The sequence below is a fragment of the Trebonia sp. genome, assembly GCF_049794275.1.
Taxonomy (GTDB): Bacteria; Actinomycetota; Actinomycetes; order Streptosporangiales; family Streptosporangiaceae; genus Trebonia.
Genome location: NZ_JBARCR010000335.1, coordinates 1 through 5,401, shown reverse-complemented (window position 1 = coordinate 5,401; position 5,401 = coordinate 1). Strand labels below are relative to the sequence as shown.

General features: G+C 70.1%; 5 protein-coding genes. 1 reads left to right on the top strand and 4 read right to left on the bottom strand.

Annotation, left to right across the window (positions count from 1 at the left end; translation table 11 throughout):
• Positions 1 to 251: 251 nt before the first annotated feature.
• A complete protein-coding gene (locus WA805_RS09235) occupies positions 252 to 410 on the bottom strand; it encodes a hypothetical protein (protein ID WP_422279502.1) in 159 nt (52 codons plus the stop codon).
• Between WA805_RS09235 and WA805_RS09230 the strand changes: the two genes are divergently transcribed.
• Positions 397 to 699 carry a hypothetical protein gene (locus tag WA805_RS09230; protein WP_425242137.1) on the top strand — a complete coding sequence of 101 codons (303 nt, stop codon included), beginning with the start codon at positions 397 to 399 and terminating at the stop codon, positions 697 to 699. The genes WA805_RS09235 and WA805_RS09230 overlap by 14 nt on opposite strands.
• Positions 700 to 795: 96 nt before the next feature.
• Here WA805_RS09230 and WA805_RS09225 read toward each other — a convergent pair whose 3' ends face one another.
• The 3 genes from WA805_RS09225 to WA805_RS09215 all read right to left on the bottom strand — a co-directional run.
• Positions 796 to 3,120, bottom strand: coding sequence for an MMPL family transporter (locus WA805_RS09225; protein ID WP_425242136.1), 2,325 nt, complete (start codon positions 3,118 to 3,120; stop codon positions 796 to 798).
• Between the two features lie 189 nt (positions 3,121 to 3,309).
• Complete coding sequence (locus WA805_RS09220) at positions 3,310 to 3,648, bottom strand: hypothetical protein (protein ID WP_422285527.1); 339 nt, start codon at positions 3,646 to 3,648, stop codon at positions 3,310 to 3,312.
• A 266-nt stretch (positions 3,649 to 3,914) separates the two neighbouring features.
• On the bottom strand, positions 3,915 to 5,401 hold a 1,487-nt coding region (locus tag WA805_RS09215), incomplete at its 5' end, for a tetratricopeptide repeat protein (protein ID WP_425242135.1).

The following is a 5,401-nucleotide window of genomic DNA, read 5'->3' as shown; positions in this document are numbered from 1 at the left end:
CCGTCATGCCTGCCGGCCTCGTCCCCGGCCGCTGGCCCGGCCCGCTGGCGGGCTGGCGCGACGCCGTCTTATCCGATGCTGACACGCCTGCATCCTTTCCGTGATGATCATCTAGATCGGTGATCAGCTGGAACCCGTTCGCGCGGCGGCGGTGAGGCCCTGGCCAGGCAGCCTGCGCGTACGCGGGTCCATGGCAACGCCCGCCTGGTTGCCACGGGCCCGCGGATGCCGCGATCCTGGCTTGCCCGGGGTCAGGGCCGGCGTGCGTCGTCCTGGCCTGGGGCGGGCCGGAACTGCCCGACGGGTGGCTCAGCTGGGTGGCCGGAGGCGCCGGTGAGCGCGGGATCGGGCGCGGCCTCCTCCGCGGCCGGGCTGGCTTCTAGATGCAGGTGCGGGATGACCGGTTCCATCCAGCGGGGCATCCACCGGGCGGACCTTATCTTGCAACACTTCGAGCATGACCCGCATGCGTCGCAGGACCATCAGCTGACGATGCGAAGGGCCAGCTGCGGGGCAGCCGTGCTGCACCAGCCGGGCGATCTGATGCCAGTCGAGGTGGTCGACGTGGATCTCGGCCAGCAGCGCCGGGATGCCGAGCCGGGTGAGCCGTGCCACTCGCCATGTGTGCACGAGCAGGTCGTCGTGGTCGACGGCCTCGTGGCCGGTGATGGCTGGTTCCATGGTCGTATCCCTTGGTGATGGATGGGGTGACGGCAGCCACAGTCGCTTTCTGTTGCGCGAAGGCCGGGTGCTATCACCCCGCCGGGGCGGCGGGGTGATAGCGAGATTTTCTTGTCAGCTGTCCTTGGCGTTAACCAGAGGGGAGGGTCCGGGCGCGGAGTCCTGGGCCTGGCTGGCCGCAGCCGTGAGCTGGTCGCGGGCCTGGAAGTACTCGGCGCCTTCGATGCTGATGCGGGGAAGGATCCGGCCGAGCCAGCGGGGCAGGTACCAGGCGTGCTTGCCCAGCATGACCATCCGGGCGGGCACGAGCAGGCAGCGGACGATGGTGGCGTCCAAGATGACGGCAACAGCCAGGCCGATGCCGAACTGCTTGACGGTCGGGTCGCCGTTGAGGACGAAGCCGCCGAACACGAACACCATGATCGAGGCGGCAGCGGTGATCACGACGGCGCTGGTGACCAGCCCGGAGATGACCGAGCGGGTGTAGTCCTGGCCCTCGTCGACGTGCTCTTTGATCTGGCTGACCAGGAACACCTCGTAGTCCATCGACAGCCCGAACAAGACCGCGAACATGAACAGCGGCACGTAGGACACGACCGGCACCGCGCTGTCCAGGCCGATCAGGCCGTGTAGCCAGCCCCACTGGAACAGGGCGGTCAGCACGCCGTAGGCGGCGCCGATGGACAGCAGGTTCATCACCGCGGCCTGGACCGGGACCACCACTGTGCGGAACGCGAGCAGCAGCAGCACGAAGCTGAGCGCGATCACGACCAGGATCTGCAGCAGCAGCTTGCTGGCGATGACCGAGGCCAGATCCGCGTAGCCGGCGGTGGTGCCGCCGACGTAGGCAGTCATGTTCGTGCCCTTGTCGGCAGCCGGTATCACGCTGGAGCGCAACGTGCTGACCAGGTCGGCGGTGGCCTGGTCGGCCGGACCGGTGGTGGCGATCGCGTTGAAGTAGGCGGTGGTCCCGGCCTTGTCGATCTGGACCGGGGTGACCGCCGCGACCCCGTGGGTGGTCGAGACGTCATTTTGCAGCGTCTGCAGCCGCGGGTCGGTGGCGCGGGGGTCGCTGCCCTGGGAACCGGACGACCCGGACGAACTGCTCGAGCTGCTACTGGAAGAGGCTTGCGCGGGCGAGCCCAGCGACACCGCGATAATCAGCGGCCCGTTCACCCCTGGCCCGAAGTTCTGCGAGATCAGGTCATAGGCCCGGCGTTCAGTGGTCGAGGTGGACAGCGCGGCGACATCTTTTTGCCCCAGGTTCAGGGACAGCAGCGGGACCGCCAGCGGGATCAAGATGGCCAGGGCCGCGACCACGGCGATCACCGGGTGCCGGGCGACTCCTTCGGCCCACCGGGCCCACAGGCCCTTGTGCGGATGCGCTGGGTCACGGCGGCCGGGGTGGCGGCCGCGGACTCGCAGCGAGTTGATGCGCGGGCCGGTGATCGACAACATGGCGGGCAGCAGGGTCAGCGCGGCCAGGACCGCGACGATGACCGCGATCGCGGCCATTAGGCCCATGGTGGTCACCAGCGGGATATTGGCCACCGCCAGCGACACCAGCGCGATGGTCACCGTGCTGCCGGCGAATACGACCGCGCCGCCGGAGGTCGCCACCGCCCGGGCGATCGACTCGCGCAGGTCCAGGCCGTCGTTGAGGCCGCGCAAGTGCCGCGTCACGATGAACAGCGCGTAGTCGATCCCGACGCCGAGCCCGATCATGGTGGCCAGGGTCGGCGCGACCGTCGAGACGGTGATCGCGTGGCCGAGGATGGTGATGATCGACAGCGTGGAGGCCAGGGCCAGGATCGCGGTCAGGATCGGCAGGAGCATCGCCACCACCGTGCCGAAGGTGAGCGTGAGGATCACCATCGCGGCGATGATCCCGATCAGCTCGCTGATCTCGGTGGACGGCGTGGACACCTTCTGGCCGAGCTGGCCGCCGGTCTCTACCTGAATGCCGGCCGCCTCGGCGGGCTTGGCCGCGGCGTCGATGATGGTCTGGGCATCATCCTTCGACAGCTGCCCGGGATTGACCGACAAGGTCACCGACAGATACCCGGTCGCCTGGTCCTTGCTCAGCGCGGCGGCGCCCTGCGAGGTGAGCGGGTTGACCACCGAGGCCACGTCCGGTGCCTCGGCCACGTCGGCCGCCGCCTGGTTGACCGCGCTGGCGTACTTGGAGTCGGTCAGCTTCCCGTTGCTGACATGCAGCACGATCGGGCTGGTCCCGTTGGACTGATCGGGAAATGACTTGGCCAGCGCGTCGGTGGCGTGCTGGCTGCCGGTTCCCGGCAGCGTCAGATTGTCGTTGGTGTTGTCGCCCAGGCGATGAGACACCCCGACCAACGCGACCGCCGCCACCAGCCAGACTGTGAGGATCCAGAAGCGGTGCCGGGCGCAGAATCGCGCCAGCCCGTAAAGTGCACCTGTCATGACCGGCTCTTTCCTGTGCGATGGGTGAGGCGTTGCTGCGGCTGGCGGCCAAGGGCTGTGACCCGCAAACTCGCGGGCCGGATTAGGTAGCAGGCGGGCGCGCCGTGCGAGCGGGATTGCGGAGATCGGGTATTAGTGGGCATGGTCGTGCTCCAGACGGGATAGATGGATAGATGGTGGTGACGCCGATCACCAGGTCGCCTCAGGGACCGGCGGGAACGCCGGCCCGCATCCGCCGCGCTGGACCGCTTCTTCGGCGCTGCAGGCCGGCAGGACCCGCAGGCAGCCCGGGCCGGGCAAGAACGCCAGGAAGCGCTCCACCGCCTCCTGGCTGGCGGCTCGCACCACCAGCAGCAGCAGATGCTCCCCGTCGATGAGTGCCTCGGCCTCGATGGTGACGCCGTAACGGGCCGCGGTGGCGGCTGAGACCCGGGACAGCAGCAGCGGTCCGCTGCCCGGGGAAGCGGGGCACTGGCCGGTCGGGTGGCGGTGCTGGGCGACGAACAAAGCGATGGGAATCTCCTCCAATGAGCCGGCCGGGGTACCGGTCCGGCGCTGGTTGTGTGGACAGGCATCAGCCTGCGCACCCCGCGGGCGCGTGTACACGGACAAGGGCGGACAAACGACCCGGACAAACGCCGGGCCGACGCGGGCGAAAGGCTCAGGACCCGGCGCGTACCTGCGATCCGCTGATCACCGAACTGCGCGAGCTGCTGGCCGATATCGGCGACGAATAATCGCCGCGGCCGGGCACTACCCCTTGCCGGGAGCTTCCTGCGCCGCCCATGACGGGTTCACGGTGTCCGGCCGCGCGGGTTTTGCCTGGGCGGGGTGTCCGCGATCGCCCGGCGGAGCCGGTCGGCGTCTTTGTCCGCGCCCAGGCGTTCGAGGATGGCCAGTGCCTGGGCGAATTTAGCGTGCGCGGCGGCATGGTCTTGTTGCTGGCGGTCGAGCAGGCCGCAGGCGTGCAGCAGCCGGGCCTGGCCGTAGGGGAAGGGAATGGCCCGGGCGCGGTCCAGGCCCTCCTGGTAGGCGGCTCGGGCCAGGTCGTGGTGGCCGTCGCGCGCCAGGACCATCCCGTGCACTTCCAGCGCGCGGATGCCTTGTACCCAGGCTCCCATCCGGCGCGCATGGTCGACAGCGCGCCCGGCATACGCCCGGGCGCGGTCCAGGTCGTCTACCTCAAGGTGGGCCTGGGCCAGCACCGACAGGAGCTCGACAGGGGTGTCCCAGGTCAGGTCTTCGACGGCCGGGAGCGGGTGATCGGCGGTCACCGGATGCAGGCGGGTGACGGCGTCCTGGGGACGGCCATCCAGCAGGTCCAGGTCGGCAAGGTGGGTCAGCGCTGCCCACTCGACCGGGACGATCCGCAGGGACTGGGCGACCTGCAGGGAGCCTTCCAGGTAGGCCCGGGCCTGGTCCCAGGCGCCGTGCCAGATCAGGGCCGGGGCCAACAGTCCGACCCAGCGCACGGCCATGGGCGAGGAACTGGCGGCGAAGCACTCGAGGGCCCGGCCGACCAAGTGGCGGCCGCGGTCCCAGTCTCCGCGCACGTAGCAGACGCCGGCAAGCATCGCAGTGTGCATCGCGATGACAAGCTGATCGCTGTCCCGCTCGGCCGCGACCAGCATCCGCTCGCTCAGCGCGGCACACTGATCCACCGAACCCATGGCCAGGTAGGCAACGCTGAGCAGGGACGCGGCTTGGACGGCCCGCTCGTCGCCGGCTGCCGGCTCCGTCGGCAGGGCCGCCGCCATCAGCGCCGCGCCCTCCGCCAGCCGGCCCAGGTGGATCAGCGCGCCGCCCTCGACCCGGGTGCCGATGACTTGCATCTGGCTATTGTCGGCTGCCCGCCCGGCCTGGGTCAGCGACCGGCCCAGGGTCACCATCTTGGTGTACGAGCCCTCCGCGTACAGCAGCAACAACAACCCTTCCCACCAGGTCAAGGTGCCGGGTGAGGCCGCGCCGGGTGCCAGGGCCAAGTCGCCCTCGGCCATATCGGCCAGCTCGCCGAGGGCATCGTGGCTGGTGCCGCGGCGGTAGTGCGCGTTGGCCAGCCGACCAGCCAGCCGGGCCACGCCCTCGGCGTCGCCGGCCGCCCGGTACCCCGCCAGCGCCTCCTCCAGCGCGGTGATCGCCGCATCGTAGCGCCCGGTCCGGTACCAGGCCACTCCCTGCTTCTCGGTCACCGACGCCACCTCGGCGGGCCTGCCGGCCACCTCGAGCCGGGCGGCCGCGGCCGCGTAGAACTCCGCGGCGGCGGCGTAGGCCACCCGCTGCT